At 66.7% G+C, this 18,847-nt stretch carries 12 protein-coding genes and 3 rRNA genes; 2 read left to right on the plus strand and 13 right to left on the minus strand.

Going from position 1 to position 18,847, the window contains the following annotated elements; all coding sequences use genetic code 11:
- Positions 1-36 precede the first annotated feature (36 nt).
- From rrf to tyrS, 5 genes are all read right to left on the minus strand, one after another.
- Positions 37-153, minus strand: a 5S ribosomal RNA gene (gene rrf, locus ACRVYW_RS09750).
- A 101-nt stretch (positions 154-254) separates the two neighbouring features.
- Positions 255-3,360: ribosomal RNA gene (locus ACRVYW_RS09755) — 23S ribosomal RNA — on the minus strand.
- A gap of 376 nt (positions 3,361-3,736) precedes the next feature.
- A 16S ribosomal RNA gene (locus ACRVYW_RS09760) occupies positions 3,737-5,260 on the minus strand.
- The 16S, 23S and 5S rRNA genes sit together here, the layout of an rRNA operon.
- Positions 5,261-5,955: 695 nt before the next feature.
- Complete coding sequence (locus ACRVYW_RS09765) at positions 5,956-6,753, minus strand: DUF4184 family protein (RefSeq protein ID WP_431804086.1); 798 nt, start codon at positions 6,751-6,753, stop codon at positions 5,956-5,958.
- A gap of 29 nt (positions 6,754-6,782) precedes the next feature.
- Complete coding sequence (gene tyrS, locus ACRVYW_RS09770) at positions 6,783-8,114, minus strand: tyrosine--tRNA ligase (RefSeq protein WP_431804088.1); 1,332 nt, start codon at positions 8,112-8,114, stop codon at positions 6,783-6,785.
- A gap of 84 nt (positions 8,115-8,198) precedes the next feature.
- Between tyrS and ACRVYW_RS09775 the strand changes: the two genes are divergently transcribed.
- Positions 8,199-8,783: a hypothetical protein gene (locus ACRVYW_RS09775; protein WP_431804090.1), complete on the plus strand. Its 585-nt coding sequence runs from the start codon at positions 8,199-8,201 to the stop codon at positions 8,781-8,783.
- Between the two features lie 39 nt (positions 8,784-8,822).
- On the opposite strand, the gene ACRVYW_RS09780 is transcribed toward ACRVYW_RS09775, so the two are convergent.
- Entirely contained in the window at positions 8,823-9,452 is a 630-nt protein-coding gene (locus ACRVYW_RS09780) for a SatD family protein (protein ID WP_431804092.1), read from the minus strand.
- Between the two features lie 79 nt (positions 9,453-9,531).
- Between ACRVYW_RS09780 and ACRVYW_RS09785 the strand changes: the two genes are divergently transcribed.
- The gene (locus ACRVYW_RS09785; RefSeq protein WP_431804094.1) at positions 9,532-10,401 is read left to right on the plus strand and encodes a CHAD domain-containing protein; all 870 of its coding nucleotides are present in this window, start codon (positions 9,532-9,534) and stop codon (positions 10,399-10,401) included.
- On the opposite strand, the gene argH is transcribed toward ACRVYW_RS09785, so the two are convergent.
- The 7 genes from argH to argC all read right to left on the minus strand — a co-directional run bounded on the left by argH (position 10,398) and on the right by argC (position 18,524).
- A complete protein-coding gene (gene argH, locus ACRVYW_RS09790; RefSeq protein WP_431804096.1) occupies positions 10,398-11,855 on the minus strand; it encodes an argininosuccinate lyase in 1,458 nt (485 codons plus the stop codon). The two genes, ACRVYW_RS09785 and argH, sit on opposite strands and share 4 nt — an antisense overlap.
- Positions 11,856-12,100: 245 nt before the next feature.
- Positions 12,101-13,207 (minus strand): heparan-alpha-glucosaminide N-acetyltransferase domain-containing protein, encoded by a 1,107-nt coding sequence (locus ACRVYW_RS09795; protein ID WP_431804097.1) that lies wholly within the window; start codon positions 13,205-13,207, stop codon positions 12,101-12,103.
- Complete coding sequence (argF, locus tag ACRVYW_RS09800) at positions 13,186-14,109, minus strand: ornithine carbamoyltransferase (protein WP_431804099.1); 924 nt, start codon at positions 14,107-14,109, stop codon at positions 13,186-13,188. The genes ACRVYW_RS09795 and argF overlap by 22 nt, the downstream gene beginning before the upstream one ends.
- Complete coding sequence (locus tag ACRVYW_RS09805) at positions 14,106-15,392, minus strand: acetylornithine transaminase (protein ID WP_431804101.1); 1,287 nt, start codon at positions 15,390-15,392, stop codon at positions 14,106-14,108. Before ACRVYW_RS09805 ends, argF begins: the two co-directional genes overlap by 4 nt.
- Positions 15,389-16,315: an acetylglutamate kinase gene (argB, locus tag ACRVYW_RS09810; protein WP_431804103.1), complete on the minus strand. Its 927-nt coding sequence runs from the start codon at positions 16,313-16,315 to the stop codon at positions 15,389-15,391. The genes ACRVYW_RS09805 and argB overlap by 4 nt, the downstream gene beginning before the upstream one ends.
- The gene (gene argJ / locus ACRVYW_RS09815; protein ID WP_431804105.1) at positions 16,312-17,469 is read right to left on the minus strand and encodes a bifunctional glutamate N-acetyltransferase/amino-acid acetyltransferase ArgJ; all 1,158 of its coding nucleotides are present in this window, start codon (positions 17,467-17,469) and stop codon (positions 16,312-16,314) included. The genes argB and argJ overlap by 4 nt, the downstream gene beginning before the upstream one ends.
- Entirely contained in the window at positions 17,466-18,524 is a 1,059-nt protein-coding gene (gene argC, locus ACRVYW_RS09820; RefSeq protein ID WP_431804107.1) for an N-acetyl-gamma-glutamyl-phosphate reductase, read from the minus strand. The genes argJ and argC overlap by 4 nt, the downstream gene beginning before the upstream one ends.
- Positions 18,525-18,847: the final 323 nt, after the last annotated feature.

Consider the following 18,847-nt stretch of genomic DNA (forward strand, 5'->3'; position numbering starts at 1 on the left):
GGCCACCCAACACTGGGTGGCCTTTTCACGAAAGAAGTCCGGCGGTGTCCTACTCTCCCACAGGGTCCCCCCTGCAGTACCATCGGCGCTGTGAGGCTTAGCTTCCGGGTTCGGAATGTAACCGGGCGTTTCCCTCACGCTATGGCCGCCGAAACACTATTGATGTTTCAGTCTGCATAACAATAGTCATTGTCATGCGGTTCTCGACCGTACATCGAGAACCACTCAGTGGACGCAAGCACCTAAAACGGTGTGTTATCAAGTCATCGGCTTATTAGTACCGGTCAGCTTCACGCGTTACCGCGCTTCCACATCCGGCCTATCAACCCAGTAGTCTGGCTGGGAGCCTCTCGCCCGAAGGCATGGAAATCTCATCTTGAGGCCGGCTTCCCGCTTAGATGCTTTCAGCGGTTATCCATCCCGAACGTAGCTAACCAGCGGTGCTCTTGGCAGAACAACTGGCACACCAGAGGTTCGTCCAACCCGGTCCTCTCGTACTAGGGTCAGATCCTCTCAAATTTCCTACGCGCGCAGCGGATAGGGACCGAACTGTCTCACGACGTTCTAAACCCAGCTCGCGTACCGCTTTAATGGGCGAACAGCCCAACCCTTGGGACCTACTCCAGCCCCAGGATGCGACGAGCCGACATCGAGGTGCCAAACCATGCCGTCGATATGGACTCTTGGGCAAGATCAGCCTGTTATCCCCGAGGTACCTTTTATCCGTTGAGCGACAGCGCTTCCACAAGCCACTGCCGGATCACTAGTCCCGACTTTCGTCCCTGCTCGACCTGTCAGTCTCACAGTCAAGCTCCCTTGTGCACTTACACTCGCCACCTGATTGCCAACCAGGTTGAGGGAACCTTTGGGCGCCTCCGTTACTTTTTGGGAGGCAACCGCCCCAGTTAAACTACCCACCAGGCACTGTCCCTGAACCGGATTACGGTTCGAAGTTAGATATCCAGAGTGACCAGAGTGGTATTTCAACAATGACTCCACGGTAACTGGCGTCACCGCTTCAAAGTCTCCCACCTATCCTACACAAGCCACACCGAACACCAATACCAAGCTGTAGTAAAGGTCACGGGGTCTTTCCGTCCTGCTGCGCGTAACGAGCATCTTTACTCGTAGTGCAATTTCGCCGAGTTCGCGGTTGAGACAGTTGGGAAGTCGTTACGCCATTCGTGCAGGTCGGAACTTACCCGACAAGGAATTTCGCTACCTTAGGATGGTTATAGTTACCACCGCCGTTTACTGGGGCTTAAATTCTCAGCTTCGCCTTGCGGCTAACCGGTCCTCTTAACCTTCCAGCACCGGGCAGGCGTCAGTCCGTATACATCGTCTTGCGACTTGGCACGGACCTGTGTTTTTAGTAAACAGTCGCTACCCACTAGTCTCTGCGGCCTCCAAACGCTTTCGGAGCAAGTCCTAATACGTCGAAGGCCCCCCTTCTCCCGAAGTTACGGGGGCATTTTGCCGAGTTCCTTAACCACGATTCTCTCGATCTCCTTGGTATTCTCTACCTGACCACCTGAGTCGGTTTGGGGTACGGGCGGCTTGAACCTCGCGTCGATGCTTTTCTCGGCAGCATAGGATCACCCACTTTTTATCCGCATCGTGTCTCAGCCTATGTGAGAGACGGATTTGCCTATCTCTCGGCCTACGCACTTGCCCCGGGACAACCATCGCCCGGGTTGGGCTACCTTCCTGCGTCACACCTGTTAATACGCTAACCGCACCAGCATGGGGTCGTGCGCTAGCTCCAACGTTCTCACCCCGAAGGGATCGATACAGAGGAATTCGGGCACTTAGCACCACTGGATTAGCTTGGGCGGTTCTTCGCCGGTACGGGAATATCAACCCGTTGTCCATCGACTACGCCTGTCGGCCTCGCCTTAGGTCCCGACTTACCCAGGGAAGATTAGCTTGACCCTGGAACCCTTGGTCTTTCGGAGGACGTGTTTCTCACACGTCTTTCGCTACTCATGCCTGCATTCTCACTCGTGTGGCCTCCACGGCTGGTTTACACCGCCGCTTCGCTGGCCACACGACGCTCTCCTACCCATCAACACGGCTGGACCACGAAGGCCTACCAATAATGTCAATGCCACAACTTCGGTGGCGTGCTTGAGCCCCGTTACATTGTCGGCGCGGAATCACTTGACCAGTGAGCTATTACGCACTCTTTCAAGGGTGGCTGCTTCTAAGCCAACCTCCTGGTTGTCAGAGCAACTCCACATCCTTTCCCACTTAGCACGCGCTTTGGGACCTTAGTTGGTGGTCTGGGTTGTTTCCCTCTCGACTATGAAGCTTATCCCCCACAGTCTCACTGCTGCGCTCTCACTTACCGGCATTCGGAGTTTGGCTGACGTCAGTAACCTTGTAGGGCCCATCGGCCATCCAGTAGCTCTACCTCCGGCAAGAAACACGCAACGCTGCACCTAAATGCATTTCGGAGAGAACCAGCTATCACGAAGTTTGATTGGCCTTTCACCCCTATCCACAGCTCATCCCCTCAGTTTTCAACCTAAGTGGGTTCGGTCCTCCACGACGTCTTACCGTCGCTTCAACCTGGCCATGGATAGATCACTTCGCTTCGGGTCTAGGACACGCGACTGAATCGCCCTATTCAGACTCGCTTTCGCTACGGCTACCCCACACGGGTTAACCTCGCCACGTATCGCTAACTCGCAGGCTCATTCTTCAAAAGGCACGCTGTCACAGCTGCTAGGGCTGCTCCAACGGTTTGTAAGCAAACGGTTTCAGGTACTATTTCACTCCCCTCCCGGGGTACTTTTCACCTTTCCCTCACGGTACTTGTCCGCTATCGGTCATCTGGGAGTATTTAGGCTTATCAGGTGGTCCTGACAGATTCACACGGGATTTCTCGGGCCCCGTGCTACTTGGGATACTCTTCGCGTCAAGGGAGGCATTTCGACTACGGGGTTGGCACCCTCTATGACCCGCCTTTCAATGCGGTTCGTCTATACCTTCTTGTAACGCCGCCACCTCGGCAGAGATGACTGAAAAGTCCCACAACCCCGAATACGCAACTCCTGCCGGATATCACACGTACTCGGTTTAGCCTGTTCCGGTTTCGCTCGCCACTACTAACGGAATCGCGGTTGCTTTCTCTTCCTGTGGGTACTGAGATGTTTCACTTCCCCACGTTCCCTCTACCCGCCCTATATATTCAGGCGGGAGTCACTGGGTCGGCACGCCGCCCAGCGGGGTTTCCCCATTCGGAGATCCTCGGATCAAAGTGTGCTTATCCACTCCCCGAGGCTTATCGCAGATTGCTACGTCCTTCTTCGGCTTCAGATGCCAAGGCATCCACCGTTTGCTCTTAAAGACTTGAAATCACATGAGTTGAATCGTCAATTGAAATTGACTAATGATCTTTAAGATCATCTTCACGAGATGATTGCTCATCTCGAAGATGCTCGCGTCCACTGTGTAGTTCTCAAAGTACGGGCGGTACCTTCTCCGCCGCCGGCGCTGCCGGCATCAGAAAAGGTCCTGAGGTTGGTCGCGGTCGAAACCGCATCCGGTCCCTCAGGACCCAACAGCGTGCATGTGCCGTCTTGCTCGACTCGAGCTTTCCTGACCCGAAGGCCGTACTGACTCGAGGTTCGCTCCTCGACACCTCGTCAAATGTTCCACCCATGAGCTAACCGGCGAGAACGTTCGTCTCGATCCGGCGCCTGGACACCCGAGGGTGCCAGATGCTCCTTAGAAAGGAGGTGATCCAGCCGCACCTTCCGGTACGGCTACCTTGTTACGACTTAGTCCTAATTACCGATCCCACCTTCGACGGCTCCCTCCACAAGGGTTGGGCCACCGGCTTCAGGTGTTACCGACTTTCATGACTTGACGGGCGGTGTGTACAAGACCCGGGAACGTATTCACCGCAGCGTTGCTGATCTGCGATTACTAGCGACTCCGACTTCATGAGGTCGAGTTGCAGACCTCAATCCGAACTGGGACCGGCTTTTTGGGATTCGCTCCACCTTGCGGTATTGCAGCCCTTTGTACCGGCCATTGTAGCATGCGTGAAGCCCAAGACATAAGGGGCATGATGATTTGACGTCATCCCCACCTTCCTCCGAGTTGACCCCGGCAGTATCCCATGAGTTCCCACCATTACGTGCTGGCAACATAGAACGAGGGTTGCGCTCGTTGCGGGACTTAACCCAACATCTCACGACACGAGCTGACGACAACCATGCACCACCTGTTCACGAGTGTCCAAAGAGTTCTACATTTCTGCAGCGTTCTCGTGTATGTCAAGCCTTGGTAAGGTTCTTCGCGTTGCATCGAATTAATCCGCATGCTCCGCCGCTTGTGCGGGTCCCCGTCAATTCCTTTGAGTTTTAGCCTTGCGGCCGTACTCCCCAGGCGGGGAACTTAATGCGTTAGCTGCGTCACGGAATCCGTGGAATGGACCCCACAACTAGTTCCCAACGTTTACGGGGTGGACTACCAGGGTATCTAAGCCTGTTTGCTCCCCACCCTTTCGCTCCTCAGCGTCAGTTACGGCCCAGAGATCTGCCTTCGCCATCGGTGTTCCTCCTGATATCTGCGCATTCCACCGCTACACCAGGAATTCCAATCTCCCCTACCGCACTCTAGTCTGCCCGTACCCACTGCAGGCCCGAGGTTGAGCCTCGGGTTTTCACAGCAGACGCGACAAACCGCCTACGAGCTCTTTACGCCCAATAATTCCGGATAACGCTTGCGCCCTACGTATTACCGCGGCTGCTGGCACGTAGTTAGCCGGCGCTTTTTCTGCAGGTACCGTCACTTTCGCTTCTTCCCTGCTAAAAGAGGTTTACAACCCGAAGGCCGTCGTCCCTCACGCGGCGTTGCTGCATCAGGCTTGCGCCCATTGTGCAATATTCCCCACTGCTGCCTCCCGTAGGAGTCTGGGCCGTGTCTCAGTCCCAGTGTGGCCGGTCACCCTCTCAGGCCGGCTACCCGTCGACGCCTTGGTGAGCCGTTACCTCACCAACAAGCTGATAGGCCGCGAGCTCATCCCTGACCGAAGTTCTTTCCAGCTGCTGAAGATGCCTTCGCAGCTCGTATCCGGTATTAGACGCCGTTTCCAGCGCTTATCCCAGAGTCAGGGGCAGATTGCTCACGTGTTACTCACCCGTTCGCCACTGATCCAGCAGAGCAAGCTCCGCTTTCACCGTTCGACTTGCATGTGTTAAGCACGCCGCCAGCGTTCATCCTGAGCCAGGATCAAACTCTCCGTAAAGAAATGTTGCTGCGATCAGCCGGAAAATGACTGAAGCAGCGAGTTTGATCTGACCAAAGGGATGTCATTGCTGACTATCCGTTGCGGACACCGAAGTGCCCGACTTTGATCCAAAGGAATCTCTGCCGGCTAGGCCGGCACGAGGTTATTTGGCATTTGACAAGTGCACGCTGTTGAGTTCTCAAGGATCGGATGCTCCTGCCGTTCGGCCTCTCGGCCTTCCTTGCAGGGCAACTTCTCTATCTTACACTTCGTGTTTCGCTTGTCAAATCGGCGTTTTCGACTCGAGGTCGGACGCGATGACTCGCAGTTCACGAAGCTAGATCGGCGCTCGGCGTTTCGGCTTCAAGCCAGCCCGCCGGGCAACTTCTCTATCTTATCCCTCTCGCTCAGCGTGTCAAATCGGCCGCCGTGACTGATTTCTGTCGTCTCCAGCAGCACTCTTCGACCGCGTGGTGAGGAGTGGGATTCCATCCTAGACCAGGAGGTCTTGTTCTCTCAATCGAGAGGTTTGGGATGGAGTGGTTCTCCGCTTGAGGGGGCGAGGCCTTCCGGCCCTTCGCTCTTCCCTGTGGGGCGAACAAGTAATAAGTTACGTGGGTTCTGGGGTTCCGGCAAATCGTGCCCGCATCCCGGGCGTGTCGCGTGCGCAGTGCCGGCGGGTTCCGGCCGGTCACGGGGCGAAAGCGCCCGAATCAGTCGGCGAGACGGCGCCGGGCGATGACGACGACGCACAGCGCGAGGGTCAGCGCACCCCACACGGCGCACGCCGGCGGAAGCACGCGATAAGCGAGATGCTGCACCGTCCAGGCGTCGGTGATCGGCCCGTACGCGACGAGCCCCCACACCCACGCCGCGATCAGGATGATCGGAAGCGAGACCCACCACGCCGTCCGCACGCTGGCGGCCAGGACGCGCCGGACGGATGCCGGGCGCCGGCGCGAGAGCCAGACCACCCCGAAGACCGCGAGCATCACGAGGCCGAGGATGCTCGATCCGTGCTGCACCCACTTGTACCCGGGCAGCGGTCCCCACATCTGCGCGAGCGCGGGGATCATGCGCACGCCCCATCGACCCTCGTGCGTGAAGGCATCCCACACGATGTGCGACAGCACACCGAGGACGAGCGAGATCGCGACGGCGACGGCGAAGACGACGGGCGTGCGCCATACGTCGCTCCGTGCGCCGGACCGGACGCTCCGGAGCGCCGCGATCCCCGTCGTGTCCCACTCCCCCGGCAGTCGCTCGGCCAGCCACGCGGGCGCGAGTTCGCGCACCGCCGGACGGAAGAGGAGGTACCACGCCGCAAGGAGCACGAGCGCGATCGCCGCGGAGAGCGCGACGTTCGTATGCGTCGCCTGATACGTGAGCGGGGTGCCGCGCAGGAACAGCGGCAGGTCGGGCGTCATCGCCCCCACGGCGATCGCCGCCGGCAGCAGCGGCGTGCGCAGGAACGGCAGCGCGACGACGGCATGCGACGGTGTGAACGGCATGTCGTCGTCGCGCGGCTCTCAGTCGGAGGTCAGGATGCCGTGACGAACAGTCCGGCGAGGGTCTTCTTGCCGCGCCGGAGCACCGAGACGCCACCCGGCAGGGAGCCGGTCACGACGGCATCCTCATCGTCGACCTTCGCACCGTCGAGCGAGACACCGCCCTGCGCGATCGCGCGCCGCGCCTCGGACAGACTCGACGTCAGTCCGGTGTCGACGAGCGCCTGAGTGACCGGCGTGCCCGCAGGAATCTCTGCGTGCGGAAGCTCCTCGAGCGCGCTGCGGAGCGTCGCCGCATCGAGCGCGTGCAGGTCGCCCGAGCCGAAGAGCGCATCGGATGCCGCGATGGCCGCTTGCGCCGCGGCCGCCCCGTGCACCAGGGTGACGACCTCTTCCGCCAGCCGCTTCTGGGCGGCGCGGCGGAACGGCTCGGTCTCGACGAGCGCCCCGTACTCCTCGATCTCGGCGCGCGAGAGGAACGTGAAAACCTTGAGCCGCTCGATCACATCGGCATCCAGCGTGTTGAGCCAGAACTGGTAGAACGCGTACGGGCTCGTGAGCTCGGCGTCGATCCAGATCGCGTTGCCCTCGCTCTTGCCGAACTTGGTGCCGTCGCTGTTGGTGATCAGTGGCGTCCCGATCGCGTGGACGCTCGCACCCTCGACACGGTGGACGAGGTCGGTGCCGCTCGTGAGGTTGCCCCACTGGTCGGACCCGCCGGTCTGCAGGACGCAGTCGTACTGCCGGTACAGCTCGAGGAAGTCGAGACCCTGCAGGATCTGGTAGCTGAACTCGGTGTAGCTGATGCCGGCCTCGGAGTTGAGGCGCGCGCTCACGGCATCCTTCTTCAGCATCGTGCCGACCCGGTAGTGCTTGCCGATGTCGCGGAGGAAGTCGATCGCCGACAGCGGCGCGGTCCAGTCGAGGTTGTTGACCATGCGCGCGGGGTTCTCGCCCTCGAAGCTGAGGTACCGCTCGACCTGGCCGCGTAGGCGCTCCACCCACTCGGCAACGGTCTCGCGCGTGTTGAGGGTGCGCTCAGCGGTCGGGCGGGGGTCGCCGATGAGACCCGTCGACCCGCCGACGAGACCGAGCGGGCGATGACCGGCCAGCTGCAGGCGGCGCAGCAGGAGAAGCTGCACGAGGTGGCCGAGATGCAGGCTGGGCGCGGTGGGGTCGAAGCCGCAGTAGTACGTGATCGGGTCGCCGGCGAGGAGGGCGCTCAGCGCCTCTTGGTCGGTGGACACGTGCACCAGGCCGCGCCAGACGATCTCGTCCCAGACGTTGTCGAACGAGGGATCGTTGGCCGGCGCCAGCGCGCGCACGGCGGCGGCCGGTGCGCTCACGGAGACGGTTTCAGACACCCGTTCAGGCTATCAGCGCGCGGCGGAGCCTCCTCCCTCGCGCCGCGCCGGTCGCGTGTCGGAGTCGCATGCCAGACTGAGCGCGTGACCACCGACCTGCTCGCGACGACGATCGTGGCGATCTTCGTGTTCGGCGCGCTGTGCGCCGCGCTCGTGCTGGTGACGGTGTCGCTGCGGCGCCCGCGCGGTCTTCCGCTGATGATCGCCGCCGGTCTCGTCGTGCTCTGCGTCATCGTGGTCGCGATCCTGCCCTGGCCGCTGCCGTCGCTCTCCGTCGCCGTGCTCGCTCTCCTCGCCGTGGCGCTGGCCACCTTCGGCGGCAATCCGCTCGTGCGCTGGGTGCTGAACGCCGCCGACGGCGGGCGCACTCCGGAGGGACCGCGCGGTGGCATCCTCGTCGAACTCATGGCGGAGCCGCCCGCGCCTCCGCTGCAGGAGGAGATCCTCCGCGGCGGCACGACGATCGGCTACCTCGAGCGTCTCGCCGCGGCCCTCAGCATCGTCGCCGGCTTCCCCGCCGCGATCGCCGTGATCGTCGCGCTGAAGGGCATCGGGCGGTTCACCGAGCTCGCGACGCCCGCCGCCCGCGAGCGGTTCATCGTCGGGACGCTCGCGAGCCTCCTCTGGGCGTGCGCGGTGGGCGGCATCGTTCCGCTCGCGCTGGTGTGAGAGCGGCCCACTCCCCGCGAAGCTCACTCCCCGCAGGGCTCACTCCCCGCGCAGCAGGCGGAAGCCCTCCACGAGCGCACCGACGCCGGCCGACGCGAGCGCCTGCGAGACGGCGGACTGGCTGATCCCCTCGTCGCGCGCGAGGTCGACCTGCGTGCGCCCCTGGATCCTGCCGTAGGCGAGGCGGCGTGTTCGGGCGCTCATGCCGCTGACGATCTCGTCGCGGGCGAGCAGGTAGGCGTTGGAGAGGGCGACGGATGCCTCGTCGACGCCCTCGGCCGCGGACACCCACGTGCGGGCGCCCGGGACGGTCCGCGACTGGAGCGCATGGACGGTGTCGATGGCCTCGCGTGCCGCCCACCAGGCGGGGCCCTCGGGGAGCGCGCCGGCGCGCGAGGGGACCTCCGCCGTCGCCCCGATCCCGAGGCCGTATCGGCAGTCGACGCCGTCGGGGAGCGCGAGACGCACGAGGAGCAGCCCCGCCATCGCGTCGGTGAGCGTCGCGTATGTGCCTTGGAGTTCGTCGCCGACCGTCGGGATCAGCGGGCGGGTTGCGAGCGGGAGGTCTCGCTCGACGCGGAGGATCGCGTCGTCGATCGCCGCCTGCGCCGCCGTGCGGTCGGCGAGGGCGCGGGAGCCGACGATGTCGGCGATCACGGCGATCGTCACAAAAGAGGTATATCACTTATATTCGGCAAATATAAGTGAATAGCTGAAGTCGCCCACTCCGCCATGCCAGACTCGACACATGCCGGTCGCAGACGGTTCCGCCCCTGGAACACTCGGCGCGCTCGCGCAGGCGTACGTCAACGTCCAGTGCACCACGATCCTCGCGGCCGCGGAAGCCCTCGCGGCCCACGACGAGGAGGCCGTCCATCCGACCCGGGTCGCGGTGCGCCGGTTGCGGGCGACGCTGCGGACCTTCCCGCGCGTCTACCTGCGCGGGCGACGCGACCACCTCGCGACAGAACTGCGGTGGTGGGGCGAGACGCTCGGACGCCTCCGCGATCTGCAGATCATCGAGCAGCACGTCACCGCCGCGCTCGACGCGACGGATCCCTCCGCCCTCGCGGAGCTCGCCGACGACCGCGCCGCCGCGTGGCGGGCGTGCGACACCGCGGCGACGAGCACGCGCTTCGCCGCGCTCGCCGCGGAGCTCGATCGGTGGCGAACAGCTCCGCCGTTCGGTGCGGCGGCGATGCTCCCGGCCTCGGCCGCCCGACCCGCGGTCGACGAGGCGGGCGCGAGCCTCGACCGGAGATTGCGGCGCGCGGCGCGGGCGATCGCGCGCGGCGAGGCGGACGCCGCCGAGCGGATCCACTCCGCGCGCAAAGCCGCGAAGCGCCACCGCTACGCGGTCGAACTCGCACGCCCCGTGCTCGAAGCGGATGCCGACGACACCCATGATCGTCTGCGTGCGCTGCAAGACGCGTTGGGCGAGAGACAGGATGCCGTCGTGACGCTCGCGTGGCTCGACGGCATGCGCGGAGCGCTCGACGCCGATGCGGTCGCCGCCGTCGTCGCGGTGCAGCGCGGCATCCTCGCCGACACGGCGCACCTGCTCACGGCCGAGCCGAATGACCCGGCCGCAGGCGGTGGGGCGGGCGGGACTCTCTAGAGCCCGAGCGCGTGGGCGGCCGCCTGAGCGCGCGCCGTCAACTCCGCACGCTGCTCGGTGACGCGCACGGGAGCCGTGCCGCCCGCGCCCGCGCGACTCGCGACCGAGCCCTCGATCGTCAGCACGTCGCGGACGTCGGGCGTGAGGTCGGGCGACACGCTCGCGAGGAGGGCGTCGTCGGCATCCTCCAGCCCGATCCCCCGCTCCTCGCACGCGCGGACGAGCGATCCGGAGACCTCGTGCGCGTCGCGGAACGGGATGCCGCGTCGCACGAGCCAGTCGGCGACGTCCGTCGCGAGCGAGAACCCCTGCGGGGCGAGCGCGGCCATGCGGGAGGTGTCGAAGCGCATCGTCGCGACCATCCCCGCGAAAGCCGGAAGGAGCACCTCGAGGGTGGCGACGGAGTCGAAGACGGGCTCCTTGTCCTCCTGGAGGTCGCGGTTGTACGCGAGCGGGAGGCCCTTGAGCGTCGCGAGGAGTCCCGTGAGGTTGCCGATGACACGACCTGCCTTCCCCCGGGCGAGCTCCGCGATGTCGGGATTCTTCTTCTGCGGCATGATGCTCGATCCGGTCGAGTAGCCGTCGTCGAGGCGGACGAAGCCGAACTCGGCGGTGTTCCAGAGGATGATGTCCTCGGCGAAGCGCGAGAGGTCGACCCCGATCATCGTGGCGATGAACGCGAACTCCGCCACGACGTCGCGCGCGGCGGTGCCGTCGAGGGAGTTCTCCGCGGGGCGCGACAGACCGAGGCGCGCGGCCACGAGGGCGGGGTCGAGACCGAGCGACGACCCGGCGAGCGCTCCCCCGCCGTAGGGCGAGACCGACGCGCGCGCCGACCAGTCGCGGAGGCGCTCGAGGTCGCGCACGAGCGGCCAGGCGTGCGCCTGCAGGTGGTGGGCGAGGAGCACGGGCTGCGCGTGCTGCAGGTGCGTGCGCCCGGGCATGATCGCCTCGGGGTGGGCGCCCGCCTGCGACACGATCGCGTCGATGAGGCGGAGCACGTCGCGAGCGATGATGCGGGCGTGCTCGAGCAGGTAGAGGCGCACGAGGGTTGCGATCTGATCGTTGCGGCTGCGGCCGGCACGGAGCTTTCCACCGAGCTCGGGACCCACTTCGGCGATGAGGGCGGCTTCGAGCGCACCGTGCACGTCTTCGTCGGCGTCGGATGCCGTGAGCTCCCCGCTCTGCCATGCGGCCAGCAGCGCATCGAGGCCCGCGTGCATGCGCTCTTCCTCATCGGCGGTGAGGTAGCCCGCGGCGGCGAGCGCGGCGGCGTGCGCGTGCGAGCCCGCGATGTCGTAGGGAGCGAGCACCCAGTCGAACTGGGTCGACCGGCTGAGCGCGGCGAGCTCGGGCGACGGCCCGGTCGCGAAGCGCGCCCCCCACAGGGCACCCTCGTTCGTGCCGTGCGCGGCGTCGGGGTTCTCGGGTGCGCCGGGAGTGGTTTCGCTCACCCCGACAGCCTACCGAGGCCGCCGCGCGCGCCTGGAGGCAGGCACGCGAACCGCGACCGCGCGAGCGCGGCATCCGTCTTCGTCGGCATCCGTCTTCGTCGGCATCCGTCATCGTCGGCATCCGTCATCGTCGGCATCCGTCTTCGTCGGCGCATATCGCCGTCATTCACCCGCATGACGACGAGGTGCGCCGACGAAACCCCACGTGAGGACGATACGCGCCGACGAAACCCCGGCGCGACGCGCTACGCGACCCGGCGGGTCGCGAGACGGGCGACGCGCGCGAACACCCACTCGAGCGGGCCGCGGCCCACCAGCAGCGCCCACGCGGTGCAGAAGGCGATCGTGCCGAGCGCGAACGGCCAGAAGGGTGAGAGGTCCCGCATGCCGAGGAGGTCGCCGGTGTCTCCGAGCACGGCAGCGGCCACGAGCGCCCAGGCGACAATCTGACCGACGTACGCGGTGAGGGGCATCGCGCCGACGGCGCGGAGCGGCAGGCTCACGGCGGCGGCGGCGCGCACCCGGCACAGCAGGAGGCACACGGCGAGGGATGCCAGGGCGAACCCGCCCGAGCCGATCACTTCGAGCAGTCCGCTCGAGTGCGCCTCACCGGCCAGCACCTCGGAGAGGTAACCTCCGGTCGGGACGGCGCCCGACGCGGTGACGGCGGCATCCGTGCCGTAGCCGATGAGCGCCAGCGACGCGCCGGCCCCGAGGAGGACGGGCGGCGTCCGCGCGGCCGCGAGATCCGACCGGCCCGCCGCGAGCCCGGCGACGACGAATGCGATCCAGACCGTCACCGGGTAATGCCAGCCGACCGCGTTCGACACGTCACGCCCGGTGTCGCCGGCCCAGAGCGGCAGCGCGTCGAGCACCGGCTGCACCCACGGCATGACGAGCGCGAGCGCGGCCGCGAGAGCCCAGAGCGCGGGCGCCCGCAGGCGCAGAAGCGGCAGGGCGAGGAGGAAGAGGACGCCGTACGCCGGCAGGATCACGTACACCGGCACGCCCGTCGCGATCAGCGCGAGGCCCACGGCCCACAGGAGCACGGCGCGCACGGCCAGCGAGGCCCGGACACGCCGCAGCGCCCGGCCGGGCGAGAGCGGCACGGCGCCGCCGGAGACGAGCGCGATCGAGACGCCCGCGAGCGTCGCGAACAGGATCGACGACCTCCCGTTCACGATGTCGCCCCACGTCGCGGGGTCGTCCCACCGCCACGTCGGAAGGGTCACGAGGTGCGCGGCGAGCATGCCGAGCACCGCGAATCCGCGCGCGAGGTCGACCCCCTGCAGGCGTGCGGGCCCGGAGAGGTAGCCGGTGGGCGTCCGCGCTACTGCTGGCGCAGCAGCCACACGAGAAGCGCCTTCTGCGCGTGGAGGCGGTTCTCGGCCTCGTCCCAGACGACCGACTGCGGTCCGTCGATGACCTCGGCATCCACCTCATAGCCGCGATCGGCGGGGAGGCAGTGGATGAAGATGGCGTCGGGCTTCGCAAGCGACATCGTCTCCTGGGTGACCTTGTACCCGCCGAGGTCGCGCAAGCGCTGGAGCTTCTCCTCCTCCTTGCCCATCGACACCCACGTGTCGGTGACGATCACGTCGGCGCCGGATGCCGCCTCGTGCGGGTCGGAGTACAGCGTGACCGAGCCGCCGGTCTGCGCGGCGATGCGGTCGGCGTCGGCGATGACGTCCTCGCGCGGCGCGTACTCCGCCGGCGAGGCCACGCGCACGTGCATGCCCGCGGTGACCCCCGCGAGGACGTACGAGTGACCCATGTTGGACTTGCCGTCACCGAAGAACGTCAGCGTGAGTCCCTTCAGCTCTCCCTTGTGCTCGCGGATCGTCAGAAGGTCGGCGAGCAGCTGGCAGGGGTGGAAGTCGTCGCTCAGCGCGTTGACGACGGGAACGGTCGTCCCCCGCGCCATCTCCTCCAGTCCCGCCTGGGCGTATGTGCGCCACACGATCGCCGCGACCTGGCGCTCGAGCACACGGGCCGTGTCGGAGGGGGTCTCCTTGCCGCCGAGCTGACTGTTCGCGGTGGAGATGACGAGAGGCGAGCCGCCGAGGTCGGCGATGCCGACGGCGAACGAGACCCGCGTGCGCGTCGAGCTCTTGTCGAAGATGACGGCGACCGTCTGAGGGCCCTCGAGGGGCTTCAGCTTCCAGCGGTCCTTCTTCAGCGACACGGCCAGATCGAGGATCTCGGACTGTTCGGCCGGGCTCAGATCGTCGTCGCGGAGCAGATGGCGGGTCATGCGGGCACCTCCGAGGTGTCGGGCGTCTGGCTGTCGGGCGTGGACGGGGAATCGAGCAGCAGGGCGTCCTGCACGGTGCGCAGGGCCCGCGCGAAGAGGTCCTGGAACTCGTCGATCTCGACGTCGCCGATCGTGAGCGCCGGCGCGATGCGGATCGTAGAGTCGTTCGCGGCGTTGATGATCAGCCCGTGCTGCTGCGCGGCGGCGACGACGGCGCCCGCGACGGGCGCGGTGAGCGCGATGCCGATCAGAAGGCCGCGGCCCCGGCATCCCTCGACGAGGCTCGAACCGATCGCCGCGACAGCCTGACGCACCTGGTCACCGCGCACGCGCGCGTTCTCGACGAGGCCCGCCCGCTCGATCTCGCCGAGGACGGCGGTCGCGGTCGCCGTGCCGAGGGCGTTGCCGCCGAAGGTCGAGCCGTGCGTGCCGGGGTAGAAGAGGTCGCTCGCCGCGCCGAAGGTCACGAGCGCGCCGATCGGGAAGCCGCCGCCGATGCCCTTCGCGACCGTGATCGCGTCGGGGACGATCCCCTCGTGCTGGAACGCGAACCATGCGCCGGTCCGGCCGGCGCCGGTCTGGATCTCGTCGATGATGAGGAGCGCGCCGTGGCGGGCCGTGATCTCGCGCGCCGCGGCGAGGTACCCATCGGGAAGCTCGACGACACCCGCCTCGCCCTTGATCGGTTCGACGAAGAGCGCGGCGACCGAGTCGTCCATCGCCGCTTCGAGCGCTTCGACGGTCGAGTCGATGGACTCCACCCCCGGGGTCATCGGGAGGAACGGCTCCTGCATCTGCGGCTTGCCGGTGAGCGCGAGCGTGCCCATCGTCCGTCCGTGGAACGCGTTCTTGAGCGACAGGATGCGGGGGCGGTCGGAACCGCCGTGCAGGCGCGCGAGCTTGAAGGCCGCCTCGTTCGCCTCGGCGCCGGAGTTCCCGAAGTAGACGCGGCCCGACTCCCCCGTGCCCGCGAGGCGCTTGAGGAGCGCGGCGAGCGCGAGCTGCGGCGGGGTCGCGAAGTAGTTCGAGACGTGCGCCAGGGTCGCCGCCTGCTGGGCGATCGCCTCCACGAACACGGGGTGCGCGTGGCCGAGGGAGGTCACCGCGATGCCGCCGAGGAAGTCCAGGTAGCGGCGGCCGTCGGCATCCCACAGCGACGAGCCCTCGCCGCGGACGAACAGCGCGTACCGGTCACCCGAGTTGCGCACGAGGTCGCGCGCCACGTCGTCCTGCCAGGATGCCTGGACCCCCGCCGTCTGGATTCCCGTCTCCGACCCGCTCACTGCGCGACCACCTCTGTTCCGATTCCCTGTTCCGTGAAGATCTCCACCAGCACCGAGTGCGGCTGGCGGCCGTCGATGATCGCCGCCGTGTCGACGCCGCCGTCGACGGCATCCAGGCACGCCTGCATCTTCGGGATCATTCCCGATTCGAGCCTCGGCAGCATCGCGCGGAGCTCGTCGGCGGTGAGGTGGGAGACGAGCGAATCGCGGTTCGGCCAATCGGCGTACAGGCCCGCGACGTCGGTCAGAACGACCAGCTTCGCCGCGCCGAGCTCGATCGCGAGCGACGCAGCGGCCGCGTCGGCGTTGACATTGAGCGAATGGCCGGGCTGATCGAGGTCGGGCGCGATCGAGGAGACGACCGGGATCCGTCCGGCCGCGAGCTGGTCGAGGACCGGCCGCGGGTCGACCGCGACGACATCGCCGACCGCGCCGAGGTCGTGCTCGAGTCCGTCGATGACGACGCCGCGCCGGCGTCCGCCGAACAGCCCCGCGTCTTCGCCCGAGAGCCCCGCGGCAAGCGGGCCGTACGCGTTGATGCGAGCCACGAGCTGGGGGTTGACCTGACCGGTGAGGACCATGCGGACGACTCCCATCGCCTCGGTCGAGGTCACCCGGTAGCCGCCCTTGAACTCGCTCGGGATCGCCAGGCGATCGAGCATCTGGGAGATCTGCGGACCCCCGCCGTGCACGACGACGGGCTTCACCCCGACGAAGCGGAGGTAGGCGACGTCCTGCGCGAAGGCATCCTGCAACTCCTCGGACACCATCGCGTTGCCGCCGTACTTGATGACGATGATCTGGTCGCGGAAGCGCTGCAGCCACGGCAGCGATTCGATCAGGACGGCGGCCTTCTCGGCCGCCTGCTCGGGCGTCGTGCGCTGGACGTTGTCGCCGGTCGTGTCGCTCGTCGTATCGCTCATGAGGAGTACGCGCTGTTCTCGTGGACGTAGTCGTGCGTCAGGTCGTTCGTGAGGATCGTCGCCGCCGCATCGCCCTCCTTGAGGTCGATGAGCACATCGGTCGCGCGCGGGGTCAGGTCGACCTCCTCGCGCGGACGGTCGGGAGCGCCGGCGCTGCACAGGCGCACGCCGTTGAAGGACACATCGACCGCGTAGGGGTCGAAGGATGCCTGGGTGGTGCCGATCGCGGCGAGCACGCGGCCCCAGTTCGGGTCGTTCCCGAAGATCGCCGCCTTGAAGAGGTTGTTGCGGGCGACCGACCGGCCGACCTCGACGGCATCCGCTTCGCTCGCCGCGTTCACGACGCGGATCGTGATGTCGTGGCTCGCTCCCTCGGCATCCGCCTGCAGCTGCCGCGCGAGGTCTTCGCAGACCTGCGTGAGCGCCGCCTCGAAGGCGCCGGCGGCGGGCGTCACGCCCGAGGCCCCCGAGACCATCAGCGTCACCTGGTCGTTCGTCGACATGCAGCCGTCGGAGTCGAGCCGGTCGAAGCTCACGCGAGTCGCGGCGCGCAGGTGGGCGTCTGCCTCCGCGGCGGTGAGAACCGCATCGGTCGTGAGGACGACGAGCATCGTGGCGAGGCCCGGCGCGAGCATGCCGGCGCCTTTGGCCATCCCGCCGATCGTCCAGCCGTCGCCGTGGAACACGCTGAGCTTGGGGACCGTGTCGGTCGTCATGATCGCGCGCGCCGCGTCGTCGCCGCCGTCCGCGGAGAGCGCGGCGATCGCGGCCTCGGTGCCGGCGAGCACCTTGCCGCGGAACACCTCGTCGCCCGTGCCGATGAGACCCGTCGAGCAGACGAGCACGTCGCCCGAGCTCACCCCCAGCAGCTCCCCCGCACTCTCGGCGGTCTGGTGCGTCGTCTGGAACCCGAACGACCCCGTGAAGCAGTTCGCCCCGCCCGAGTTGAGCACGATCGCCTCGACCGTGCCGTCGGCGATCGCCTGCTGCGACCAGAGGATCGGGTTCGCCTTCGCGCGGTTGCTCGTGAACACCGCCGCCCCGACCTTCAGGGGGCCGCGGTTGACGACGACGGCGACGTCGGGCTTGCCGGTGGACTTGAGCTGCGCGGCGACGCCCGCCGCCTCGAAGCCGGACGGTGCGGTGACGCTCACGGGGCGACTCCGTTCACGGTGAGGCCCCGGTCTTCGGGAAGACCCAGGGCGATGTTCATGGATTGGACGGCGGCGCCCGCCGTGCCCTTCACGAGGTTGTCGACCGCCGCGACCACGACGACGCGGTTCGCGGCGCGGTCGATCGCGAGGCCCAGGAGCGCGGTGTTCGCGCCGAGGACGTCGGCGGTGCGCGGGAACTGACCCTCGGGAAGGAGCTCGACGAACGTCTCGTCGGCGTAAGCGGCCTCCCAGGCACCCCGGATCCCGGCATCCGTCACGCCCTCCGCGATCGGGGCCGAGGAGGTCGCGAGGATGCCGCGGGCCATCGGCACGATGACGGGCGTGAAGGAGATCCGTACGTCCCCGGCCGCGCCCGCGGCGACGAGCGCCTGGCGGATCTCGGGGATGTGCCGGTGCGTGCCGCCGACGGCATACGGGTTCGCGGAGCCGAGGATCTCGGCGGCGAGCAGGTTGGTCTTGAGGCTCTTGCCGGCGCCCGACGGTCCGACGGCGAGGACGCTCACGATGTCGGAGGGGTCGATGACCCCCGCCGCGACGCCGGGCGCGAGACTCAGCGACACCGTCGACGCGTTGCAGCCGGGGGCCGCGATGCGCCGCGCACCGACGAGGTTGTCGCGCTGCGTGCCGCTTCCCTCTGCACCCGCGACCGGCAACTCGGGAACGCCGTACGCCCACGGCTCGTGGAACGCCCCGCCGTAGAACGCGTCCCAGGCATCCTGCGACGTGAGGCGGTGATCGGCGCCCGCGTCGATGACGAGAGGCACATCTCCCAGGGCATCCGTGTACTGCCCCGATTGGCCGTGCGGCAGGGCGAGGAAGACGATGTCGTGGCCGGCGAGGACCTCGGGCGTCGTGTCCTGGAGGGTCAGGTGCGCAAGCTGGCGCAGGTGCGGCTGGTGCAGCGCGAGGGGCTGACCGGCGTTCGAGTGCGCCGTGACGGTGGTGATCTCGATGTCGGGATGGGCGGCGAGCACGCGCAGGATCTCGCCCCCCGCATAGCCGGAAGCGCCGGAGACGGCGACCGAATAGGTCATTGTCCAACCTTATTGTCTGAAGCGGTGCCGCGACGCGGGATGCGGGCGGCAGGGACCGGCGACGGCGACTCCGACGGCTCGACCCGCCGCGGGACGGCGAGGAGCGCGGGGTCGCCTAGAGTCGGCGGTCGCCCAGACGGATGCCGCGTCGGCGCGCGCCGGACACCGCGAAGACGGTGATCGGGGCCGAGAGCATGCCGCGACGATAGCGCCCGGACGGGCGCGGGCGCAAATCCGGGCTCATCCCGTCGTCATCGGGCGAGGCCGGGTACCCGTCGTCGGCCCGGTGGTGCGGGAGTGAACTCCCACGCCCCACCAGATAA

It is taken from the genome of Microbacterium sp. bgisy203 (genome assembly GCF_965345155.1).
Classification (GTDB): domain Bacteria; phylum Actinomycetota; class Actinomycetes; order Actinomycetales; family Microbacteriaceae; genus Microbacterium.